Source organism: Tateyamaria sp. Alg231-49 (assembly GCF_900143535.1).
Classification (GTDB): Bacteria; Pseudomonadota; Alphaproteobacteria; order Rhodobacterales; family Rhodobacteraceae; genus Tateyamaria.
In genome coordinates this window covers 34,671-56,257 of the sequence record NZ_FRFA01000011.1, presented here as the reverse complement: position 1 = coordinate 56,257, position 21,587 = coordinate 34,671, and the positions used below count along the sequence as shown (strand labels likewise).

The window sequence follows — 21,587 nt, the reverse complement described above, 5'->3', positions numbered from 1 at the left end:
GCGCTCCGCGCTGAGGGCAGAGCCTTCAAAACACAACACCAGTTCAAATGAGAACAAAACAAGAATATACTGCAACCCTGCCATGCCCGAATCTGCCACACATATGTTCACTGAACTTTCTGCCACGTCCAATTTCACCTTCCTCACCGGGGCATCCCACCCCGAGGAATACATGGCGCGCGCGGCTCTGTTGGGGATGGAGGCACTGGCCATTGCAGATGACAATTCAGTGGCCGGGATCGTGCGGGCACATACCGAAAGCAAAGCGATTGCGCGCAGTGTGAAAGAGCGGCAGGAGTTTGACGCGATCACCGGGCTGATCGGCCCGCCAAGGCCGGATCACATCCCGGCGGCACCAAGCGCACCGATCAGCACCATACCCCGGTTGATTCCGGCGGCACGGCTGGTGTTCCGCGATGCCTCGCCCATCACGGTGCTGCCGCAAAGCCGGGCTGGATGGCGCTCTTTATGCCGGATCATTTCCGCCGGGCGGTTGCGCGCAGAAAAGGGACAATGTGACATCGCGCTTGCTGATCTTGAGGCGTTCCCGGAGGGCCTTCACCTGCTGCTCTGGCCACAGGCACAGAAGGTGCAGGGCGGCGCGGGTGATTGGGTGCAAACGGCGCGCCGGTTGACGCGCCGCTTTGCTGGAAACATCCATGTGCTGATGCATCCGCACTATGACGGGCGGGATACGGTGCGCTTTGACGCGCTTGCGGACCGCGCGCGCGACCTTGGCCTGCCCACGCTGGCCTCTGCCGCGCCGCGCATGCACCACGGGGCGCGGCGCAAGCTGGCGGATGTGGTCACCGCCGTACGTCTGAAAACCCGTGTCGATCATCTGGGCCGCAACGCCTTGGCCAATGGTGAGGGGCGGTTGCGCAGTGCTGCTGACATGGCCCGCCTGTTTGCCGGGCACGAGGGCGCGGTGGCGCGCGCAGGTGCACTGGCCCAAAGCCTCACGTTCTCATTAGATGAGTTGCGCTATGAATACCCGTCCGAGGTCACCGACAATGAAACGCCGGGCCAACGGCTGGAGCGGCTCGCCTACGAGGGCCTCAAATGGCGCTACCCCGCAGGGGCGCCCGAAAAGGCACAGACGCTGCTGCGCCATGAACTGACCCTGATCGCCAAGCTGAAATATGAACCCTATTTCCTGACCGTGCGCGATATCGTGCACTTTGCACGGTCCCGGAACATCCTGTGTCAGGGGCGCGGGTCGGCGGCCAATTCGGTGGTCTGTTATTGCCTTGCTGTGACCTCGGTTTCCCCCGAGATGGGCACCATGGTCTTTGAACGCTTTGTCAGTGAGGCCCGCGATGAGCCCCCGGACATCGACGTCGATTTCGAACATGAGCGGCGCGAGGAAGTGATCCAACACATCTATGAGCGCTATGGCCGTCACCGCGCGGGCCTGTGTGCCACGGTGGTGCACTACCGGGGCAAGCGCGCCATCCGCGAAGTGGGCCGCGCCATGGGGCTGAGCGAGGATACGATTTCGGCGCTGAGTTCACAGCTTTGGGGGTTCTTTTCCACAAAAGGCATCGAGGCCGAGCGGATGGCAGAAATTGGCCTCGACTTCCGGGACAAGCGCCTGCGCCAGACGATTGAGCTGGTGCATGAGATCAATGGCTTTCCCCGCCACCTCAGCCAGCATGTGGGTGGGTTCATCATCACCGAAGGGCGGCTTGATGAACTTGTGCCGATCGAGAATGCCACGATGGAGGACCGCACTGTCATCTGCTGGGACAAGGACGATATCGACAGCCTTGGCATCCTCAAGATCGACGTGCTGTCCCTTGGCATGCTGACCTGCATCCGCAAGGCCTTTGATCTGCTCAAGATGCACCACCAGCAGACCTATACCCTTGCCACGCTGCCCCCCGAGGATCCGCGCGTCTATGACATGCTTTGTGCTGCGGACAGCATTGGCGTGTTTCAAGTGGAAAGCCGAGCGCAGATGAATTTCCTGCCCCGTATGCGCCCGCGCAATTTCTATGATCTGGTGATCGAGGTCGCGATCATCCGTCCCGGTCCCATTCAGGGGGATATGGTGCACCCTTATATCCGGCGGCGGAACGGAGAAGAGGCGGTGTCCTTTCCATCCGATGCGCTGGGCGCGGTGCTGAGCAAGACGCTGGGCGTGCCCCTGTTTCAGGAACAGGCGATGCAGATCGCGATTGTGGGGGCCAATTTCACCCCAGATCAGGCGGACCGGTTGCGCCGGTCTTTGGCCACCTTCAAGAAACATGGCAGCGTCAGTACATTCCGCGCTCTGTTCCTGCGTGGCATGCGCAAGAACGGGTACGAGGACGATTTTGCCGAGCGCTGTTTTTCACAGATCGAGGGGTTTGGTTCTTATGGGTTTCCCGAGAGCCATGCGGCGAGCTTTGCGCTCTTGGTTTATGCCTCAAGCTGGCTCAAGTGCCACCATCCGGGCATCTTTGCCTGCGCGCTGCTCAATTCCCAGCCGATGGGGTTTTACGCCCCTGCCCAGATTGTGCGTGACGCGCGCGAGCATGGCGTTGTTGTGCGCCCGATCTGTGTGAACACCAGCTATTGGGACAATGTGATGGAGCCGGACGGGCAGGGTGGGCTGGCCCTGCGTCTTGGGTTCCGCCAGATCAAGGGGCTGAGCGAAGAGGATGCCAGTTGGCTGACGGCGGCGCGCGGAAATGGGTATCATGCGGTGCGCGATGTGTGGCGCAAGGCGGGTCTTAACCCGCCGGTTCTGGTGCGACTTGCAGAGGCGGATGCCTTTGCAAGTATCGGGCTGTCGCGTCGTGAGGCATTGTGGGAGGCCAAGGCGCTGGCCCCGGGGCCGGTCTTGCCCCTGTTTGCACAGGACATTGACGGCGAGGTGGTGGATGAGCCTACGGCGCTGTTGCCCGAGATGACGATGGGCGAACAGGTGGTCGAGGATTACGTGTCCACCCGGCTGACCCTGCGCGCGCATCCTGTGGCGCTGTTGCGCCACATCCTGACGCCAGAGGCCGTGGAGGCGACAGAGACGCGCGCGTGATTGTAGACCCGGCCACCGCGCCGAAGGTCTTCAATCAGCCTCCTCTGACCTCGGAAATCGAAGTCTCGCCGAGCCTCTTAACGAGGCTTTCTTCGATTTCCTCCAGGACACCGGATACGCGTTCTTGCAACGCGTGTTCAACTGAGCAAGCCGGTGTTTCGCTGGCCTCATTCGTTGCGACCATTCGTTCATCCAGCGCGAGGTAGACATCGGCGAGTGTGATATTCTGAGGTTCGCGCGCTAAACGCCATCCGCCAGCATGCCCCTTTTCTGAGGTGAGCAGCCCAGCTTCGCGCAACTTTCCTAAGACGCGGCGTACAACAACGGGGTTGGTGCCTGCATGCTCTGCAATGTCAGAAGATGTGCGTACACGACCCGGGCTCCCCGCCATATGACTGAGGGTGTGCAGAGCAAGTGAAAGACGAGAATTACGCTTCATGTACGAATTTTCTCCAGACAGGCGTCATACGTAACTTTTCCAGTTGCTTTACTAATGCAACTGCGTAAGTTGCGTGATCTATAGGATCAGATTTGGAGCGTGTTATGCCAGACCAACGACTTCCCGTCACTGTGCTTTCAGGATTTCTTGGCGCAGGAAAGACGACGCTTCTGAATCGAGTTCTTAACAACCGCGAAGGTCGCCGGGTTGCGGTCATCGTCAACGACATGTCCGAGGTCAACATCGATGCCGACCTGGTGCGGGCGGATACCGAACTGAGCCGAACGAACGAAACGCTTGTAGAGATGTCGAACGGGTGCATTTGCTGCACATTGCGCGATGACCTGCTGGACGAAGTCCGTCGCCTGTCAGCCGAAGGTCGGTTTGACTATCTGTTGATCGAGTCCACAGGGATTTCCGAGCCGTTGCCTGTCGCCGCTACCTTTGATTTCCGGGATGAGCTTGGTGACAGTCTTTCGGACGTTTCGAGGCTTGATACGATGGTGACGGTTGTTGATGCCGTGAACCTGCTTAACGACTATTCCAGCCACGATTTTCTGCGCGACCGCGGCGAAACCCTTGGGGAAGAGGATGATCGGACGCTGGTCAACCTGCTTGTTGAACAGATCGAATTTGCCGATGTGGTCATCCTGAACAAGGTCACGGATGCGGGATCCGAGCGCACCGACGCTGCGCGCAAGATCATTCGCAGCCTGAACGCCGATGCCAAGATCATCGAGACAGATCATTCGGATGTCGCGGCAGACGCGATCCTCGACACCGGCATGTTCGACTTTCAAAAGGCCCATGAGCATCCGATGTGGGCAAAGGAACTTTATGGCTTTGCCGATCACACCCCGGAAACCGAGGAATACGGTGTCGCTTCGTTTGTTTACCGGGCGAGGCTTCCTTTCGTTCCGGAAAAAATCCTTGGCGTGCTGAACGGCGATCTTGCCGGTGTGATCCGCGCCAAGGGCCATTTCTGGATTTCGACACGTCCCGGTTGGGTGGCCGAATTTTCGCTGGCGGGTGCCCTGTCGAGCGTCAAGCCGCTTGGGACATGGTGGGCTTCGGTCCCCCGCGAGCGCTGGCCCGATCACGAAGGCGCGCAGGACTATATGCAGCAGCATTGGCAGGAACCGTGGGGCGACCGGCGCCAAGAGATTGTGTTCATCGGCGCCGGCATTGATTGGCCCGCCCTGAAAGCCCAGCTTGATACCTGTCTTGTTCCGGAAACCGCAGCCACCGGGCCAGATGACCTGCCGACTTACCCGGACCCGTTTCCTGTCTGGCGACGTCAGGAGGAAGCCGCATGACACTTGCACGGACGGTGATCAGGAACGCAGCCGTTGGCGTGGCTGTTGCAGACAAGCCTCAAAACTTGCGGGCGTTTCTACAGCCGGGCTGCGCGGCAGCGATCTGGCGCAGGCAGCCGAAGCCAGCGTTTCAGCCTTGGATCGATGCGATTGATCCGATGCGACTGCCGCAGGGTCGTATCGTTTTGCGCCCCGAGGCCGTTCCATCTGCAATCCATGCCTTGTGCGAGAGTGCGCAGACACCAGATTGCGCCGAACGCGATGACTTGATCAGTGACATTGGCGTTCTGGCCAAAATCTTCGCAGATCTGGTCTCTGCGCCCCTTGTGCAAGTGCGGCTTCAGGTGGTCACGACGAATGCATGCCGCAGGTTCCACATTGATGCGATTGCCGCGCGGCTTATTTGCACCTACCGCGGTCCGGGAACACAATACGGCGTTTCAACCGACGGTCAGGACCCAAAGCGCGTGTTCTCTGTCGCCAAGGGTGCCCCAATCCTTATGCGCGGCACGCTGTCGCCGACACAGCCAGCGCCGGGCCTTTTGCATCGTTCGCCCCCCATCGAAGGGACGGGAGAGGCGCGTTTGGTGCTCGTTTTGGATGCTGTCAATGATCCAGAGGAAGAGGCATGAGTCGAAACCTTGGATCAACCTCGCTTGGCCGCAAGAGTCGCACGGCAGACCCCATGCGCAGCTATGACGCGTTGCCAGCGCCGCTGCGCAACTGGCTGGCGCAAGCAAGTCTGCCATGGTCGTCCGCGTCTGCGCGCCGAGTGTGGAACAGGGCCTGTGCAAAGGGCCTGAGCCCGGACGAAGCGTTGTCAAAACTGTCAAACGCGGAGGCGCGCACACTGGCACGCGACCGTTCTGCAAATTCCCAACATCTACCTGCAAAGTTCTAAAGGAACCTGAATGTCTAAATTCTCCAGCATTGCCGCTGCCGCATTGATCGTGCTCGGCACAACCCTTCCTGCTGTGGCGCAGGACGATACGCTCACCATTTCCGTTACCTTCGGCCCCACTGCCGAAGTGCCTGACCCGCGCGCTGGTTATAACGGGTGGATGTCCAACCAGACCGGTGTGACCGAAACCTTGATGGGCATTGACTATGATTTGAACCTTTACCCCCGATTGGCCGAAAGCATTCAACAGACGGCCCCGACGATCTGGCGAGTCACGCTGCGCGATGGGCTTGTATTTCACGATGGCTCTGCTGTGACCGCGCAGGCCGTTATTGATGCGATTGGGCCGATTTCGGACGAGAACGATCCGGCCTTCAACAAGCGTATCGCCGGTGTGCTTGATCTGGCGGGCATGTCGGCTGACGGGGATCGTGCTGTGATCTTTGAAACAAACAGCCCGAACGCGGCATTCCAATGGAGCCTGTCTGATCCTGGTGTTGCCATTCTTGGCGCGCCTTCGGAGGCCTTTCCGATCAATGCCACGGGTCCATATATTTTCCGTGGGGCCGTGCCAGAGCAGTCGTATCGCGTTGAGGCCAACGCAGACTATCGTCTGGGCGAACCCGGATTTGACGCGGTGCGCGTTGTCGCGTCGCCGGATCCCGCTATGGCGTCTCTTGCCTTTGAGGCGGGTGACGTCGACATGGTCATCAACTATCCGGAAACCGATTTCGAGCGTATTCAGGACACCGGCGCACAAGGGTTCACGGCCCCGACGGCGCGGCTTTATTTCTACTCGATGAACACCGCATCGGGCCCTCTGGCGAACCCGCTGATCAGGCAAGCGGTGTCCTTGGCGGTGGATCGTGATGGTATCGTTGATGCGGTTTTGTCTGGCGTTGGTGGGGTGCCCGCGGGCACCATCTATCCTGCGGGCAAAAACTGGGCTGCGGATATCCCGTCGACCTATGATCCTGCGCGGGCTGAGGAACTGTTGGCAGAAGCTGGCGCCGTCAAGCAAGGCGGAGTTTGGACGCTGGACGGCGCGCCGATCGAGATTGAAATCCTGACCTACTCCTCACGTGCGGCCTTGCCGCCGACTGCTGAGATTACCCAAGCCTTCCTGCAACAGATCGGCATCACTGCAACGGTGCGCGTCGGCGAGTACGGTGCCAGCAACGAGGCGATGCTGGCGGGTGACGGAGACATGTTCTTGCAGGCTTGGGTGATGTTGCCGCAGGGTGATCCCGGCTTGATCCTTGGGTTCCTGTTGTCCAGCGACGGGGGCTCGAATGCGGGCCGCTATGCGAACCCGGCTTTGGACGCCCTTCTTGTCGAAGGTCAAACGACATTCGCGCAAGCGGAGCGTGAAAGGATCTATGACGAGGTCCAGCAAATTATCGCGACGGATGTACCCCTTCTTCCGGTCTTTCATGTCAGCCAAGCAGTGGTGGCGCGTGCCGGTTTAACGGGCTATCGCGTGCATCCGACCGAAACCTACTGGATCACACACGAAACACGCTTTGTTGAATGAACATCCAGGCAAACGGCCTTTGCGCGGAGCGCTCGGGCCGCATCATCCTTCACCCCACCGATGTGAACCTCAAGCCGGGGGAACGCGTCGGGCTTGTGGGTGCTTCGGGGTCGGGAAAATCTACTCTTGGCCATGAACTCGTTGACGGTTTGCGGGCACGGGGGACGCGTGTTGCCCATGTGCCGCAAAGCCCGGATGAGGCGCTTGATCCGCTTCGCACGATGGCATTCCATTGGCGCGAGACAGAGCATGCCTTGGGCCATGCCCCGGACACGGTGCGCCGCGATGTTCTTTTCCACGCGCTTCAGATCGAAGGGGGTGATTTGCGAAAACGCCCTTGGGGCTGGAGCCGTGGGATGCAGCAACGCTTTGTTATCGCAATGGCGTTGATCGGGACCCCTGAATTGCTGGTCATGGACGAACCCACATCAGCCCTGGACCCTGTGGTTGCTGCCGGAACAATGGATCTTCTTGAAGCCTATCTGAAGAAGCGTCAAACGGCGCTTTTGCTAATCACGCATGATCTTGGGCTCGCCGCCCGGCGGGTGTCGCGGTTGATGGTGATGGATGCCGGGCGGGTCGTCGAGGATGCGCCGACGGCGCGGATTCTCTCAGCCCCGGTCACACCGGCGGCGAAAGCTCTTTGTGCGCATCGCAACTGGCTGGAATTGCCGTGCTGACGGTAGCGAACATTTCGGTCCGGCGCGGTGCTGCTGTCACGTTGCGCGATCTTTCCCTTTCGCTTGCGCCCGGCCGCACCCTTGCCGTGGTCGGGGAAAGTGGTGCCGGAAAATCCACTTTGATAGGCGCGATCCTTGGGTTGGTGCGTTGTTCTGCAGGGCAGGTCGATTGGAACGCTGCGCCCGTTTCAAAGTGCCGCCCCGCGTTGGTTATGCAGGAGCCACGTGCGGCTTTTAACCCCCGTCTTTCGCTGCGGCGTTCTGTGATGGAACCTGTCTTGGCCCAGAAACTGGCTATGGATTCGGACCGCTTGGAGCGGCTGTGTCGAGGACTAGAACTACAACCTGATTTGCTGGACCGCCGCCCTGATCAGGTGTCCATCGGGCAGGCGCAGCGGATCGGAATCCTGCGTGCGTTGATCGCTGCCCCTCCGTTGGTGCTGTTTGATGAACCCCTGTCCGCCCTTGATGCAGTGACTCAGAAACACACAGCCCGCCTGATTGCCGATATGCAGAGGCAAGAGGGTTTTGCGGCTCTGATTGTAACCCATGACCTTGGCTATGCTGCTGCCTATGCCGATGAGATTGCCGTACTGCGCGCTGGGAAGATCGAAGAGTACGCGGCGACGCAGGCCTTTGTTGATGCGCCGCAGTCTGAGTATGGGCGCAAGTTGCGCGGCGCTGCTTTTGCGCTTGGCGCTTTGGAGCGTGTCGCATGATAGGCCTTGTTGCTGGGCTTTTCCTGCGTGCCTTTGTGGTCTTGACCGGGACCGCTTTGGCGACTTTTGCGCTGTTGTGGCATGCGCCGGGCGATCCTGCACTTTCGATCGCGCAAGCGCGGTATGGGACGATCGTTTCGGATGAGGTTCTGGATTTCATCCGCGCTGAGGCAGGGTTTGAGGACGGCTTTTGGACGGCGTTCTGGGCTTGGCTTGCGCCCCTTGTCCAAGGCGATTTTGGCCAGTCTTCTGTGAATGGTCGGGACGTTTGGCCTAATCTTGTGACCGCGATGTCATACACTTTCCCCCTTGCCATCTTCAGCCTAGGGATCGGGCTGGCCATCTCGGTCCCTCTTGCCCTCATTGCCACACGCAAACCGGGCAGTTGGATGGACCGAGGGGCCGTTGCTTTGGCCTCGGTCGGGGTGGCAATTCCGGCGTTCTGGCTGGGCCTGCTGCTAATCCTGCTTTTTGCTGTGCAGCTTGGGTGGTTGCCGGCGATGGGGGCCGAAACGACCGCCCACAGTGTTTTACCTGCGCTGACGCTTGGGTTTGGTGTCGCAGCGTCGATGACGCGGATCATCAGGTCCGGTATTCTGGAAGCCCGTGGACAGCCGTTTCTGCCCGCGTTCTATCGTCGGGGCGTTGCCTCTCGGGACATCGCCCGCGACCATGTTGCGCCGCACGCGGCTGTGCCGGTGATCACCGTCCTTGGGTTGGAACTTGCCTTTCTGCTGGAAGGTCTGGTGGTCGTTGAAGTGATTTTTGCCCGCCCCGGTCTTGGCAGCTTTCTTGTTCATGCGATCTTTGCCCGCGATTTTCCAAAGGTGCAGGCCGTGGTGATCCTGACGGCTGTTATTTTTGTGGTCGTCAACTTGGTGATTGACCTGGTCTATCGCAGCTTGGACCCAAGATTGGACGTGCGCGATGCGTAGTGTTGGCATTCTGGCAGTTGTGTTGGTGTTGATCGCGGTTTTTGGCCCGGTGCTGGCCCCTTATGATCCGACTGCGATCAACATTCCCAACAGGTTGCGCCCACCCGGTGGCGAATGGATACTGGGCACCGATGCCCTTGGTCGCGATATTCTATCAAGGCTTTTGCACGGGGCGCGCTGGTCGCTTGGGCTGGCCTTTTTGGTGTCTCTCTTGGGGCTTTTGATCGGGACAGCCATCGGCCTGATTGCTGCGCAAGGCGGCGTCTTGGCGGACTGGATTGCCATGCGGGTCACAGATACGTTTCTGGCCTTTCCGGAGCTTATTGCCGCCGTGGTCATCGCAGGTGTCTTGGGGGCAAGCACGGGCTCGCTGATCTTTGCACTCACTGTGACAGGGTGGATGCGATATGCCTGCGTGGCCCGCGGCATCGGTTTGTCGGTCGGGACCCGAGGGTATGTGGTGCAGGCGCGACTTGCGGGACTTGCGCCGCTGGCAATTGCCCGTTGGCATTATCTGCCGTCGCTTTTGCCATCGCTGACGGTGGTCTGGACGGGCATGTTCGCCCGCGCGATCCTGGGAATTTCGACGCTTGGTTTTCTGGGATTTGGGGTTCAGCCGCCAATGCCCGAATGGGGCACCATGTTGCTGGATGCCCGTATCCACATGCGCTCGACCCCGTTGCAGATGATCTGGCCTGGGATTGCCGTGGTCGCTGCGGTGCTTGCAGTCAACCTGGCCGGAGATGCGTTGCGCGATGCGCTTGCAGAACAGGACGCACGAGAGTGACGCGGCCTGAAAACCCGACGCTGGGTATCGGCCTGCGCCTTTTGTCGGGAGTTCTGTTCACCGGGATGGTCATCTGCGTCAAAATTCTGAGCGATGCGGTGCCATTGGGTCAGATTGTGTTCTTTAGATCGTTCTTTGCGCTTATCCCGCTGGTGATCTTTCTGATGGTGCGGCACGAATTTCCGTCAGGGCTTCGCACGGCGCGCCCGTTTGGTCATTTGGTTCGCTCGTTTTTTGGCGCGGCTGCCATGTTCACCTCTTTTGCGTCCGTTGCTTTGTTGCCCTTGGCCGAGGCCATCTTGCTTGCGCAACTCACTCCGGTTTTGACCGCCTTGGCGGCCGTTGTGATCCTGCACGAACGCCTGACCAAATGGCGCGCTCTGGCGCTTGCCTTTGGGCTTGGCGGGGTTTTGGTTCTCGTTGGGCCCGATGTCGGAGGAGGCGAACTTGATGGGCGCCGGTTGCTAGGGATCGGTCTGGGCCTGTTGACCGCGTTGCTGACCGCCTTTGCGCTGATCATGGTTCGAAGTCTTACGCGGACGGAAAGTCCCGGCGCGATCGCTTTTTACTTCGTCATCGCCTCAATGGTGGGAGGGGTTTTGACATTGCCGTGGGGATGGGCGCCCCCGGATGCGCATACGCTGGCACTGCTTGTCCTCGCAGGTCTTTTTGGCGGCTTTGCACATATCGCGATGACGCTCTCTTTTCGCCATGCCGAGGCGTCCCGGCTTGCTCCGTTTGAGTATGTCGCATTGTTGTGGCCCATACTTGCGGACATTCTGATTTTCAGGCTGCCGCTGGCCACCAGCTTTCTGTTCGCGCTGCCGCTTGTGTTGATGGGGGCTGCCATCGCTGCTGCTGAACGAAAGCCAAAACTGGAAAAACCGCAGCCATAGTCATGTGCTCTAGGACGAACATTGAGAAATCGCCGCAATTGGCGACCGTATCCGGCCAGTTCATTTCGGACCAGTTGGCGGCGTTGCTGCCCCTTTGCCGGGCAGACCGCTTTCAGTTCCTATTGCGGCGATCTTCCTGTTTGGCGGCTAAATATGCGGCCCAAATCCACAGCTGCATGTGAGCGGTTGGCGATTCCATTTCCGAGGACATTCAATCGACGTTGAAAGCCGCTTAGATCGCGACCTGATCCTAGCCGTTCGGGGGTTTGGCGCCGTGTTTCGACACGGCGCATTTTCCATCCATGAAAAAGCTGTTCTGGGATCACTCTGGCGCTGCAATCGCCGTGCGCGGCGTAAAGACTGCATCCGATGGCCCGTCCCGCCGCAGTCGCGCCAGTTGATCCCATGCCTCGTCCAGACCCACCCGCGCGCCGCGTGGGACCCACCACAATGCCAGTGTCGGCCCTTCTGACCGGTCAACCCAGCCTTTGAGTTTGCGAATGCCCTCTGCATGTAAGGGTTCGCGATAGGCAAACCGTTGCATTGCGGCCAGATCCCGCCATCCGGCCATCGTCATGATGTGCAGGTTGTCTTTTGTGTCTTTTGTGTTCTGGGCGAGCAGGTCCGTCATTTCCAAATACCGTCCGTCCGGCGCGCGTGCCCCATGGTTGTGCCAGAACATGTCCCCATCCGCTTTGGCCAGTGCGAACACTTTGGGCAGTTGTTCAAAGAAGTAGACGGCGTTGGGGTGTGCGGCGCTGAAGGCTCCGACCGGGCGCACCACGTTGAGGTGCACCAGCATGTGTTCGCTCATCTTTGGCCTCCTTGCTTTGGTTAAACAGTAAACCGCTTGTCTGTGTGGGCAAGCGTTCTTCCCAAGCGTGACCCGGCGCGCTAGAAGGCTGGCAAACCTGCGAACAAAGGTCCTTGAGCATATGTCAGTCCCCAAACCCGTCGTTTTGTGCATCCTTGATGGGTGGGGTCTGCGTGCAGAGACCACAGGCAACGCGCCTGCGCTGGCCGATACGCCCACCTATGACCACATTATGGCGACCTGTCCGAACGCGACCCTGATCACCCATGGCCCCGATGTGGGTCTGCCGCGTGGCCAGATGGGCAATTCCGAAGTGGGCCATACCAACATTGGTGCGGGTCGCGTGGTGGCGATGGACTTGGGTCAGATTGATCTGGCTATTGAGGACGGCAGCTTTTTCGACAATGCCCGCCTGGTCGCCTGGATCGAGGCTATCAAGGCCGCAGGCGGGTGCGCCCATCTGATGGGCGTGATGTCTGATGGCGGGGTGCATGGCCATATCAGTCACATGATTGCCGCAGCCAAGGCGTGTACGGATGCAGGTCTTGAGGTGTGTATTCACGCCATTACGGATGGGCGTGACGTGCCCCCGAAATCTGCGCTTGGGTATCTTGAGTCGTTGCAGGCTGCTCTGCCCACAGGTGCGCGTATCGTAACTGTCACGGGCCGTTACTTTGCTATGGATCGGGACAATCGGTGGGATCGGGTTGAGACAGCCTTTGCCGCGATGGTGCGGGCTGATGGGGCGGTCAAGCCAAGCGCGAAGGCGGCGATTGAGGCGGCCTATGGCGCGGATAAGACGGATGAATTTATCCCGGCCACCGTTATTGATGGATACAATGGGACCAAGGACGGAGACGGGCTGTTTTGCCTGAACTTCCGTGCCGACCGTGCGCGCGAGATCATGGCGGCGATGGGCGACCCGGGGTTTGACGCCTTTGATGCATCGGGCCGACCTGACTGGGCGGGTTTGATGGGCATGGCGGATTATTCCGAGGCGCATGGCGCCTATATGACAACGGTGTACCCCAAGCCTGAGATTGTGAACACACTGGGTGCTTGGGTTGCGCGCGCCGGCCTGCGCCAGTTTCGGCTGGCCGAAACGGAAAAGTACCCCCATGTCACCTTTTTCCTCAATGGAGGCGAAGAAAAGCCTGAGGATGGAGAAGAGCGGGCGATGCCGAAATCCCCGAATGTGGCCACGTATGATTTGCAGCCAGAGATGTCGTCTGTTGAAGTGACAGACCGGTTTATCGGAGCGATTGAGGCGGGCTATGACCTGATCGTCGTGAACTATGCCAACCCGGATATGGTTGGTCATACTGGTGATCTGGAGGCTGCAATGGCTGCTTGCGCTGCTGTGGATCAGGGCCTTGCGCGGGTGCTGCCCGTGTTGGAGGCGGCCGGGGGCGCGATGATCCTGACGGCGGACCATGGCAATTGCGAGGTCATGATTGACCCGGACACCGGCGCGCCGCACACGGCGCACACCACCAATCTGGTGCCGGTTGCGTTGATTGGGGCCGACTGTGCCCTGAACGATGGGCGGCTTGCAGATCTGGCGCCGACATTGTTGCACCTGATGGGGCTGGAAAAACCGCTGGAAATGACAGGACAGAGCCTGATTGCATGAGACGTCTCGCTGTCCTTGCCTTGTGCCTTTTGGCACCTCCTGCGTCTGCGCAGGACAGGTCGGGTGATCTGGCGCGTGCTGCCGGTGATCTGTTGGAAGCGGCGTCGATCCAACTGGAAGACGCAGACAGTGCACGGGATCGTGTGCGTGCATTGACGCAAACGGTGCAGGCCTATGAGGCGGGGCTGTCGGCCATGCGGTCTGGTTTGCGCCGTGCCGCGATCCGCGAAGCACAGCTGCGTGCCCAACTTGAGTCCCGTGATGAAGAGATTTCCCAATTGCTCGCGGTGTTGCAGACGATAAAGCCCGAGGAAACGCCCACCGCGTTTCTGCACCCGGATGGGCCTGCGGGTACAGCGCGGGCGGGTATGCTGCTGGCGGAACTTACCCCCACGCTGAACCAGCGGGCCGAGAGTTTGCGCACTGACCTAAGCGATGTTGAAGGGTTGCGCCGATTGCAGGAGCAAGCCGCCGCGCAGTTGCAACTGGGGCTGAGTGAGGTGCAATCCGCACGGGCCGCGCTGAACCAGGCCATGGCCAACCGTACTGATTTGCCGCAACGGTTTACCCAAGACCCGGTGCGCACCGCCATTCTGATCGAATCCTCTGAAACGCTGGAGGCGTTTTCAAGTGGGCTGACTGAGACCACCACCGACGACGCGGGGTGGACGCCGCCGGACTTTGAGGACCAGATTGGCGCGCTGCCTGTGCCGGTGCGTGGCCTGATCCTGCGCCATGCGGGCGAGGCAGATGCCGCGGGAGTTGTGCGCCCCGGACTTTTGTTGGCCACGCGCCCCGGTGCACTTGTCACGTCTCCGACGGCGGCCACATTGCGCTATGTTGGCCCTTTGCTGGACTTTGGATCGGTAACGATCCTTGAACCTCGGCCCGGCACACTATTTGTACTTGCAGGTATGGGCGTCAGCTATGGGGAGGCGGGACAAATCATCGCAAGTGGTACTCCTTTGGGCCTCATGAGCGGGCTTCCTGCCGAAACCGACGGGGATGCGTTGTCAACTCGTGGTGAAGGGGGTGGTGCTGAGCGCTCGGAAACGCTCTATATAGAGGTCAGACAAGATAATACGCCTTTGGACCCGCAAACGTGGTTCAGCTTTGAACAGGATGGATAACAAGGAATGAAAAAATTCGTTATGGCCGCGCTGGGCGGTACCTTGGCGGGGGCAATTGCCACAACGCAGGTTGCAGGGCCGCTGCTCGCGCAAGAGAACAGCGCAAATGCTGGCGTCTATCAGCAGCTTGATCTGTTTGGCGACATTTTTGAGCGCATTCGCAGCCAGTATGTCGAGGAGGTCGAACCCAGCGAACTGATCGAAGCGGCGATTGACGGGATGCTGACATCGCTTGATCCGCATTCCAGCTATCTGTCCCCCGATGACGCCGCCGCCATGCAGGTGCAGACGCGCGGTGAATTTGGCGGCCTTGGCATTGAGGTCACGCAGGAAGAAGGCTTTATCAAGGTCGTTTCCCCTATCGATGGCACGCCGGCAGCCGAAGCCGGGATCGAGGCTGGCGATTTCATCACCCATGTTGATGGCGACTCGATGCTTGGCTTTACTTTGGATGAGGCGGTGGACCGGATGCGCGGCCCTGTTGGCTCCGAAATCATCATCACCGTTGTGCGGGAGGGTGAGACAGAACCCTTCGACGTGCCGATTGTCCGTGACACCATCGAATTGCAGGCCGTGCGTGCGCGTTCTCAGGGCGAAACTGTCGTGCTGCGGATCACCACGTTCAACGACAAGACGACGCCTAATCTGATTTCCAAGCTGAATGAAGAGGTCGAGGCCCTTGGCGGCATGGATAATGTCGATGGTTTTGTTCTGGACCTGCGCAACAATCCGGGCGGTTTGCTGACCCAAGCCATTCGAGTGTCGGATGCGTTTTTGGAAAAGGGTGAGATTGTATCCACCCGTGGTCGTGAGCCTGCGGATGGGGATCGGTTCAACGCAACGCCCGGCGATCTGGCGGAAGGAAAGCCGATTGTCGTTCTGATCAATGGCGGCTCTGCCTCGGCATCCGAGATTGTGGCGGGTGCCTTGCAGGATCACCGTCGTGCCATCGTCGTGGGCACTAAGAGCTTTGGCAAAGGATCGGTGCAGACCGTCATGCCGCTGCGCGGTGAGGGTGCGATGCGCCTGACCACGGCGCGTTATTACACGCCGTCGGGTCGGTCGATCCAGTCGCTGGGTGTCAGCCCGAACATTGTGGTGGAACAACCCCGTCGCAGCCCCACCACCGAGGAAGAGGACGAACCGGCAAGTGCCGTCGGCCAGCGTTCCGAAGCGGACCTGCGCGGGAGCCTCAACAACGACTCGCTCAGCGAAGATGAGATCCGCCAGATCGAAGAAGATCGCGAGAAGGCCGAAGCAGCGGCAGCGCTGCGCGAAGAGGATTATCAGCTGGCCTATGCCATCGATATCCTCAAGGGTCTGAACGCTCTTGGTCCTGAAAACTAAAGCATAGCGCCCCGTAACAGGGGCGTTGTTGCCTTACGGCCGTACTTCGTGCGGCGTCAGTTGGCCCCAGTCAAAGTCTACGCCTATGCCCGGCATGTCCGGCGCGACTGCCATGTGATCCGCAATCACAAGAGGGCGTTTGGTGTAGCGGTCGATTGGGAAGCTATGCACTTCGAGCCAGCCACCATGGGGTTGCGCGGACACGAGCGACACGTGCAATTCCTGCATCCCGTGGCTGCACACTGGCACGCCTGCGTCCTTTGCCATGTCTGCCACCTGCAGCCAGCCGGTGATGCCGAGGCAGTTGGAGGCGTCAGGCTGGATGAAATCCACATGTGGCATGGCGCGGGCGAATTCATGCATCGTGTGCAGGTTTTCACCTTGGGACACTGGCACCCCGGTAGCGGTGCGGATCGTTGCAAAATCCTCAAAAGCGTCGGGCACGATTGGTTCTTCGAACCATGTGATGTCGTAGGGTTTAAAGGCCTTGGCCATCGCAATGGCCTGATCGACGGTCATTGAATAATTCGCGTCGACCATGAATGTCACGTCGGGGCCAATCAATTCGCGCACTGCTGCGATTCTGGCGAGGTCTTCTTCTTGCGTGGGCTGGCCGATCTTGATCTTTACGGCGTTGTGACCGCGATCCAGATAGGTCTGGATGCTCTCAAGAAGCCTTGGCATGTCGAATCCCAGGTCGATCCCGCCAGCATAGGCCTTGCAACGGTCGGACGCGCCACCTGCGGCCTTCACCAAAGACTGCCCCGCGCCTTTCAGGCGGGTATCCCAGAGCGCGATGTCGACCGCTGAAAGGGCAAAGGACAGGATGCCACCCCGGCCCACGTAGTGCATGTGCCAGTCCATTGCGTCGGTCAGTTTTTCGACTTCTGTTGCGTCCTGTCCGATCAGGAAAGGGGCAAGATCATGTGTAATCATTGCCACTGTGGCGTGCCCGCCCCGCCCACCGTTGTAGGTGTACCCGGTGCCCGTTCGCCCGTCGCTGAGCGTGACGGTTGCCGTGACCAGATGGAAGTGGCCGTGGTCGCCATGTTTGGCGTCCACAAGAACCTCATCCAATGGGATTTCAAAGAGGCGAGCGGTGACGGAAACGATCTTAGCCATTCAGATGCGCGGTCTCTGGAACGGGCGTGTGAACCTTGCCGGTGGTCAAATGCGCGATCAGATTGTCGACGACCAACCCGCCCATGGCTGCCCGCGTCTCGTGTGTGGCGGACCCAACATGGGGCAACAAGACGACGTTTGGCATGGTCTTGAGAGCGTCTGGTATCTTGGGTTCTGCTTCGAACACATCGAGGGCCGCATATCCCAAGCGCCCGTCTTGCAGAGCCTGCACCATGGCCGGTTCGTCCACGACCGACCCACGCGAGACGTTGATCAGGGTGCCTTCGGGCCCCAGCGCGTCCATCACTTCGCTGTTCACGATCCGGTGGGTCGAAGGACCGCCGGGGGTAATGCAGATGAGCACTTCGACGGCTTTGGCCATGTCGGTCAGGGACGCGTGGTAGGTGTAAGGTACGTCCTTTTTGCTGCGCGAATGGTAGTGAATGTCGGCGTCAAAGGCCTTGAGTTTGTCCGCAATGGCTTGCCCGATGCGGCCAAGGCCAAGGATTCCGACACGACGGTTGTCAGTACTGCGCGACAGAGGTGCGCCGCCGTTTTCCCAAGCACCTGAGCGCGCGTGCGCTTCGTCATGGAGAAAGTTGCGGAAGCTGGCGAGCATGAGCAGGATCGTTGTGCTTGCGACTTCGGCGTTCAACACGTCGGGTGTGTGCGTGACGAGGATGCCGCGATCTGCTGCCGCCTTGGTGTCGATGGCGTCATATCCGACGCCATAACAGCTGACCATTTTAAGGTTGGGGCAGGCGGCCATCACATCCGCTGGCACGCCATCATGGCCGTTGGTGGCGATGTGGGTGATGGCGTCCGCCGGATAGGCGCGTTCGCTAAGTTGATGGATGGTGAAGTGTTCGGCCAGACGATCCCGCATGGTGTCTGTGATGCCGCCAATTTGCAGAAGATCAGGCATCCATCTTCACTTCCTGGCGCTGGCGGCCCAGCCCTCCGATTTCCACCTCCATCACGTCGCCGACGTTTAGATAGACCGGGGGTTTCATCCCCATGCCGACGCCGGGAGGGGTGCCCGTCGTGATGACATCACCGGGGTGCAGGGTCATGAGACCGCTGAGATGTTCGATGATTTCGGCCACGGTAAAGATCATGGTGGCCGTATTCCCCGTCTGCATCCGCTTGCCGTTCACATCAAGTTCCATGGCGAGGTTCTGGGGATCGGGGATTTCGTCGCGCGTGACAAGATACGGACCCGTAGGGCCAAAGGTATCGCAGGACTTGCCCTTGGTCCATTGGCCGGTCAGCTTGGTCTGGAAATGACGTTCAGAGACGTCATTGACGACGCAATAGCCCGCCACATAATCCAGCGCGTCCGCCTTGCTGACGTATTTCGCTGTTTTGCCGATCACGACGCCCAGTTCGACTTCCCAATCTGTGTGGGTTGACCCGCGTGGCATCACCACATCATCGAATGCTCCAACAATGGCAGAGTTTGCCTTGAAAAACAGGATGGGGTGTTCGGGGATCGCAGCGCCGGTTTCGGCGGCGTGGTCTGAATAGTTCAGTCCGATGCACAGGAACTTGCTGAAGCCTGTAACGCAGGCCCCGAGGCGTGGGTTTCCGGTGACCTCGGGCAGCGTGGAGGGATCGATGGCGCGCAGTTTGTCGAGCGTTGCATCGTCCAGCGTATCGCCTGAGATGTCCGCGATGTGGCCCGACAGATCGCGCAGCGTGTCGCCGTCCATCATCCCCGGCTTTTCGTTCCCTACGTCACCGTATCTTACAAGTCTCATGTCTGTGTCCTCAGTGGTTGTCGCGCGGCATATGTTTGCGCGAGATATCTTGGTATTCGGCGGCGCCTTTCAGCGTCATGCCCTCATCAAAGCGGCCGACTCGGTCGCGGAAGATTTCCTGCCACGGGCTTTGGTTTTCGGGGCTGGCATAGCCGCCCGCGTCCGACAGAGCGGCGGCACGCGTGGCGAGTTCGGATGCGTCGATCAGCATATCTGCGGTGCATTTTTTCAGATCGATCCGCACCATATCGCCAGTTTGCAGCAGAGCCAAACCGCCCCCATCCGCAGCCTCAGGCGAGGCGTTGAGAATGGATGGAGAGCCTGACGTGCCCGACTGCCGCCCGTCACCGATACAGGGGAGCGCATTGATCCCTTGTTTCAGCAGGTAGGCCGGTGGGCGCATGTTCACGACCTCGGCTCCGCCGGGGTAGCCTTTGGGTCCGGCGCCGCGCATGAACAAAATACAGGTGTCATCGATCTTTTCGGCCGGGTCGTCGATGCGGTGGTGAAAGTCCTCGGGTCCGTCAAAGACGATAGCACGTCCCTCGAACGCTTCTGGATCGTCCGGGTTGGACAGGTACCGCGCGCGGAAGGCATCCGAGATCACGGATGTTTTCATGATCGCGCTGTCAAAGAGGTTGCCCTTGAGGTTGATGAACCCGGCATGGTCCACCATCGGCTCGGACACGGGGCGGATCACGCGGGTGTCTTCGCTGCGCACATCGCCGCAGTTCTCGCGCATCGTTTTGCCGTTGGCCGTCATCGCGTCCGGGTGGGGCAGCAAGTCTGCGGCAATCAGTTCGCCGATTACCGCAGGCACGCCGCCCGCATGTTGATAATCCTCGCCCAGATACTCACCTGCGGGCTGCATGTTGACGATCAGAGGAACCTTGTGGCCCACGTTTTGCCAGTCGTCGTTGTCGAGCGGGACGCCGAGGTGGCGCGCGATGCCGTTGAGGTGGATTGGCGCGTTGGTGGACCCGCCGATCGCGGAGTTGATGACGATGGTGTTTTCGAACGCCTCGCGCGTCATGATGTCGGAGGGCCGCATGTCTTCCCACACCATGTCGACGATTCGCCGTCCGGTTTCGTATGCCATCTGACCGCGTTCGCGATAGGGGGCCGGGATAGCGGCGGCGCCGGGCAATTGCATGCCTAACGCTTCGGCAAGACTGTTCATCGTAGTCGCAGTGCCCATAGTGTTGCAGTAGCCAACGGACGGGGCCGAAGATGCGACGAGTTCCATAAACCCGTCGTCGTCAATCTCGCCTGCTGCCAGCATCTCGCGCGCTTTCCACACGATGGTGCCTGAACCGGTGCGTTCGCCCCGGAACCAGCCGTTCAGCATTGGCCCGACAGACAGGGCGACGGCCGGGATGTTCACGGTGGCGGCGGCCATGAGCAGGGCGGGTGTGGTTTTGTCACAACCGATGTTCAGTACAACGCCGTCCAGTGGGTAGCCGAAGAGGGTTTCGACGAGAGACAGATAGGCGAGGTTGCGGTCCAGCATTGCGGTCGGTCGCTTACCGGTTTCCTGAATAGGGTGCACGGGCACTTCGATGCAGGTACCACCGGCGGCGATAATGCCATCGCGCACGCGCTTGGACAGTTCCAAGTGGTGGCGGTTGCAAGGGGAGAGGTCACTGCCGGTCTGCGCGATCCCGATGATCGGTTTGCCCGACTGCAATTCGGCCCGTGTCAGCCCGTAGTTAAGATAGCGTTCGAGGTAGAGCGCTGTCATCTCCGGGTTGTCGGGGTTCATGAACCATTTGCGCGAACGCAAGTCTTCGATGCCTATTTTCTTGCTCATTGGCCTGACCAGCCTCCGTCGATGATGTGGGGGTGTCCGGTGGTGAAACCGCTGTCGTCGCTGCCCAAGTACACCACCAGTGCGGCGATTTCGTCGGCGGTTGCCACCCGGCCCATGGGCTGGCGGGACACGAACTGTTTTAGGGCCTCTTCATAGCTGCCGACCTCTTCGCCAAGTGCTTTGACGCGGTCATGCCAGCTTGGGCTTTCCACGGTGCCGGGGCAGATGCAGTTGCAGCGGATGCCTTTGGTGACAAAGTCTACGGCGACTGATTTGGTCATACCGATCACGGCCGCTTTGGTCGTGCCGTAGATGAAACGGTTGGGTGCGCCAATCACGGATGAGCAGGCCGAGGACATATTGATGATCGACCCTGTGCCCCGTTCAACCATGCCCGGCAATGCGGCGCGCATGGTGCGCAGCATCGAGCGGACGTTGAGGTCAAAGGCGAAATCCCATTCGTCATCTGTGGCGTCCAAAACGGTGCCGTGGTGGACGAAGCCAGCGCAGTTGAACAGCACGTCGGGTTTCGCGCGCGCGACCCCCTCGGCCACGCTGGTGTCGTCCAAGGCATTCAAAACAAAGGATTCGACGCCTTCGGGCATATCTCCAAGCAGATCTGCGTTCACATCCGTGGCAAAGACCTGCGCGCCTTCGGCCGCCATTGCTACAACGCTCGCTCGGCCAATGCCTTGGCCTGCGGCTGTCACAAGTGCGCGCTTTCCGTCTAAACGGCCCATAA

Annotated in this window: 20 protein-coding genes; 13 read left to right on the top strand and 7 right to left on the bottom strand. The window is 59.9% G+C overall.

The window, feature by feature from the left end; genetic code table 11:
• The first annotated feature begins 103 nt into the window (after nt 1–103).
• Nucleotides 104–3,022, top strand: coding sequence for an error-prone DNA polymerase (locus DHN60_RS16235; protein WP_108838405.1), 2,919 nt, complete (start codon nt 104–106; stop codon nt 3,020–3,022).
• A 34-nt stretch (nt 3,023–3,056) separates the two neighbouring features.
• Here DHN60_RS16235 and DHN60_RS16230 read toward each other — a convergent pair whose 3' ends face one another.
• Nucleotides 3,057–3,461, bottom strand: a complete 405-nt coding sequence (locus DHN60_RS16230; protein WP_108838380.1) for an Rrf2 family transcriptional regulator — start codon at nt 3,459–3,461, stop codon at nt 3,057–3,059.
• A 104-nt stretch (nt 3,462–3,565) separates the two neighbouring features.
• Between DHN60_RS16230 and DHN60_RS16225 the strand changes: the two genes are divergently transcribed.
• Genes DHN60_RS16225 through DHN60_RS16185 form a run of 9 tightly spaced genes read left to right on the top strand, consistent with a single transcriptional unit; the run spans nt 3,566 to nt 11,229 of the window.
• A complete protein-coding gene (locus DHN60_RS16225; protein WP_108838379.1) occupies nt 3,566–4,777 on the top strand; it encodes a GTP-binding protein in 1,212 nt (403 codons plus the stop codon).
• Complete coding sequence (locus DHN60_RS16220; protein WP_108838378.1) at nt 4,774–5,409, top strand: DUF1826 domain-containing protein; 636 nt, start codon at nt 4,774–4,776, stop codon at nt 5,407–5,409. The genes DHN60_RS16225 and DHN60_RS16220 overlap by 4 nt, the downstream gene beginning before the upstream one ends.
• On the top strand, nt 5,406–5,678 hold the full coding sequence (locus DHN60_RS16215; RefSeq protein ID WP_108838377.1) for a DUF6525 family protein: 273 nt from the start codon (nt 5,406–5,408) through the stop codon (nt 5,676–5,678). The genes DHN60_RS16220 and DHN60_RS16215 overlap by 4 nt, the downstream gene beginning before the upstream one ends.
• A 10-nt stretch (nt 5,679–5,688) precedes the next feature.
• Nucleotides 5,689–7,212: an ABC transporter substrate-binding protein gene (locus DHN60_RS16210; RefSeq protein WP_108838376.1), complete on the top strand. Its 1,524-nt coding sequence runs from the start codon at nt 5,689–5,691 to the stop codon at nt 7,210–7,212.
• Nucleotides 7,209–7,892: an ATP-binding cassette domain-containing protein gene (locus tag DHN60_RS16205; protein ID WP_108838375.1), complete on the top strand. Its 684-nt coding sequence runs from the start codon at nt 7,209–7,211 to the stop codon at nt 7,890–7,892. Before DHN60_RS16210 ends, DHN60_RS16205 begins: the two co-directional genes overlap by 4 nt.
• On the top strand, nt 7,886–8,611 hold the full coding sequence (locus tag DHN60_RS16200; RefSeq protein WP_108838374.1) for an ABC transporter ATP-binding protein: 726 nt from the start codon (nt 7,886–7,888) through the stop codon (nt 8,609–8,611). The genes DHN60_RS16205 and DHN60_RS16200 overlap by 7 nt, the downstream gene beginning before the upstream one ends.
• Nucleotides 8,608–9,546, top strand: coding sequence for an ABC transporter permease (locus tag DHN60_RS16195; RefSeq protein ID WP_108838373.1), 939 nt, complete (start codon nt 8,608–8,610; stop codon nt 9,544–9,546). The genes DHN60_RS16200 and DHN60_RS16195 overlap by 4 nt, the downstream gene beginning before the upstream one ends.
• Nucleotides 9,539–10,333, top strand: coding sequence for an ABC transporter permease (locus DHN60_RS16190; RefSeq protein ID WP_108838372.1), 795 nt, complete (start codon nt 9,539–9,541; stop codon nt 10,331–10,333). Before DHN60_RS16195 ends, DHN60_RS16190 begins: the two co-directional genes overlap by 8 nt.
• Entirely contained in the window at nt 10,330–11,229 is a 900-nt protein-coding gene (locus tag DHN60_RS16185; protein ID WP_108838371.1) for a DMT family transporter, read from the top strand. The genes DHN60_RS16190 and DHN60_RS16185 overlap by 4 nt, the downstream gene beginning before the upstream one ends.
• A 322-nt stretch (nt 11,230–11,551) precedes the next feature.
• On the opposite strand, the gene DHN60_RS16175 is transcribed toward DHN60_RS16185, so the two are convergent.
• The gene (locus DHN60_RS16175; RefSeq protein WP_159089241.1) at nt 11,552–12,043 is read right to left on the bottom strand and encodes a DUF3291 domain-containing protein; all 492 of its coding nucleotides are present in this window, start codon (nt 12,041–12,043) and stop codon (nt 11,552–11,554) included.
• Between the two features lie 121 nt (nt 12,044–12,164).
• Here DHN60_RS16175 and gpmI point away from each other — a divergent pair, with 121 nt between their 5' ends.
• Genes gpmI through DHN60_RS16160 form a run of 3 tightly spaced genes read left to right on the top strand, consistent with a single transcriptional unit; the run spans nt 12,165 to nt 16,153 of the window.
• Nucleotides 12,165–13,676: a 2,3-bisphosphoglycerate-independent phosphoglycerate mutase gene (gene gpmI / locus DHN60_RS16170; RefSeq protein ID WP_108838370.1), complete on the top strand. Its 1,512-nt coding sequence runs from the start codon at nt 12,165–12,167 to the stop codon at nt 13,674–13,676.
• The gene (locus tag DHN60_RS16165) at nt 13,673–14,806 is read left to right on the top strand and encodes a murein hydrolase activator EnvC (RefSeq protein ID WP_108838369.1); all 1,134 of its coding nucleotides are present in this window, start codon (nt 13,673–13,675) and stop codon (nt 14,804–14,806) included. Before gpmI ends, DHN60_RS16165 begins: the two co-directional genes overlap by 4 nt.
• Nucleotides 14,807–14,812: 6 nt before the next feature.
• Nucleotides 14,813–16,153: a S41 family peptidase gene (locus DHN60_RS16160; RefSeq protein WP_108838368.1), complete on the top strand. Its 1,341-nt coding sequence runs from the start codon at nt 14,813–14,815 to the stop codon at nt 16,151–16,153.
• Nucleotides 16,154–16,186: 33 nt separating this feature from the next.
• On the opposite strand, the gene DHN60_RS16155 is transcribed toward DHN60_RS16160, so the two are convergent.
• From DHN60_RS16155 to DHN60_RS16135, 5 genes are read right to left on the bottom strand one after another with little or no spacing between them, the layout of a single operon-like run.
• Nucleotides 16,187–17,275, bottom strand: a complete 1,089-nt coding sequence (locus tag DHN60_RS16155; protein ID WP_108838367.1) for a mandelate racemase/muconate lactonizing enzyme family protein — start codon at nt 17,273–17,275, stop codon at nt 16,187–16,189.
• Nucleotides 17,268–18,200, bottom strand: a complete 933-nt coding sequence (locus DHN60_RS16150) for a 2-hydroxyacid dehydrogenase (RefSeq protein ID WP_108838366.1) — start codon at nt 18,198–18,200, stop codon at nt 17,268–17,270. The genes DHN60_RS16155 and DHN60_RS16150 overlap by 8 nt, the downstream gene beginning before the upstream one ends.
• Nucleotides 18,193–19,035 carry a fumarylacetoacetate hydrolase family protein gene (locus tag DHN60_RS16145; protein ID WP_108838365.1) on the bottom strand — a complete coding sequence of 281 codons (843 nt, stop codon included), beginning with the start codon at nt 19,033–19,035 and terminating at the stop codon, nt 18,193–18,195. Before DHN60_RS16145 ends, DHN60_RS16150 begins: the two co-directional genes overlap by 8 nt.
• A gap of 10 nt (nt 19,036–19,045) precedes the next feature.
• Nucleotides 19,046–20,845: an IlvD/Edd family dehydratase gene (locus DHN60_RS16140; RefSeq protein ID WP_108838364.1), complete on the bottom strand. Its 1,800-nt coding sequence runs from the start codon at nt 20,843–20,845 to the stop codon at nt 19,046–19,048.
• Nucleotides 20,842–21,585 carry an SDR family oxidoreductase gene (locus tag DHN60_RS16135; RefSeq protein ID WP_108838363.1) on the bottom strand — a complete coding sequence of 248 codons (744 nt, stop codon included), beginning with the start codon at nt 21,583–21,585 and terminating at the stop codon, nt 20,842–20,844. The genes DHN60_RS16140 and DHN60_RS16135 overlap by 4 nt, the downstream gene beginning before the upstream one ends.
• Nucleotides 21,586–21,587: the final 2 nt, after the last annotated feature.

Coding starts and splice junctions, on each gene's coding strand:
- DHN60_RS16235 (WP_108838405.1), top strand. CDS start 104: ATGTTCACTGAACTTTCTGCCACGTCCAATTTCACCTTCCTCACCGGG.
- DHN60_RS16230 (WP_108838380.1), bottom strand. CDS start 3,461: ATGAAGCGTAATTCTCGTCTTTCACTTGCTCTGCACACCCTCAGTCAT.
- DHN60_RS16225 (WP_108838379.1), top strand. CDS start 3,566: ATGCCAGACCAACGACTTCCCGTCACTGTGCTTTCAGGATTTCTTGGC.
- DHN60_RS16220 (WP_108838378.1), top strand. CDS start 4,774: ATGACACTTGCACGGACGGTGATCAGGAACGCAGCCGTTGGCGTGGCT.
- DHN60_RS16215 (WP_108838377.1), top strand. CDS start 5,406: ATGAGTCGAAACCTTGGATCAACCTCGCTTGGCCGCAAGAGTCGCACG.
- DHN60_RS16210 (WP_108838376.1), top strand. CDS start 5,689: ATGTCTAAATTCTCCAGCATTGCCGCTGCCGCATTGATCGTGCTCGGC.
- DHN60_RS16205 (WP_108838375.1), top strand. CDS start 7,209: ATGAACATCCAGGCAAACGGCCTTTGCGCGGAGCGCTCGGGCCGCATC.
- DHN60_RS16195 (WP_108838373.1), top strand. CDS start 8,608: ATGATAGGCCTTGTTGCTGGGCTTTTCCTGCGTGCCTTTGTGGTCTTG.
- DHN60_RS16190 (WP_108838372.1), top strand. CDS start 9,539: ATGCGTAGTGTTGGCATTCTGGCAGTTGTGTTGGTGTTGATCGCGGTT.
- DHN60_RS16175 (WP_159089241.1), bottom strand. CDS start 12,043: ATGAGCGAACACATGCTGGTGCACCTCAACGTGGTGCGCCCGGTCGGA.
- gpmI (WP_108838370.1), top strand. CDS start 12,165: ATGTCAGTCCCCAAACCCGTCGTTTTGTGCATCCTTGATGGGTGGGGT.
- DHN60_RS16165 (WP_108838369.1), top strand. CDS start 13,673: ATGAGACGTCTCGCTGTCCTTGCCTTGTGCCTTTTGGCACCTCCTGCG.
- DHN60_RS16160 (WP_108838368.1), top strand. CDS start 14,813: ATGAAAAAATTCGTTATGGCCGCGCTGGGCGGTACCTTGGCGGGGGCA.
- DHN60_RS16155 (WP_108838367.1), bottom strand. CDS start 17,275: ATGGCTAAGATCGTTTCCGTCACCGCTCGCCTCTTTGAAATCCCATTG.
- DHN60_RS16150 (WP_108838366.1), bottom strand. CDS start 18,200: ATGCCTGATCTTCTGCAAATTGGCGGCATCACAGACACCATGCGGGAT.
- DHN60_RS16145 (WP_108838365.1), bottom strand. CDS start 19,035: ATGAGACTTGTAAGATACGGTGACGTAGGGAACGAAAAGCCGGGGATG.
- DHN60_RS16140 (WP_108838364.1), bottom strand. CDS start 20,845: ATGAGCAAGAAAATAGGCATCGAAGACTTGCGTTCGCGCAAATGGTTC.
- DHN60_RS16135 (WP_108838363.1), bottom strand. CDS start 21,585: ATGGGCCGTTTAGACGGAAAGCGCGCACTTGTGACAGCCGCAGGCCAA.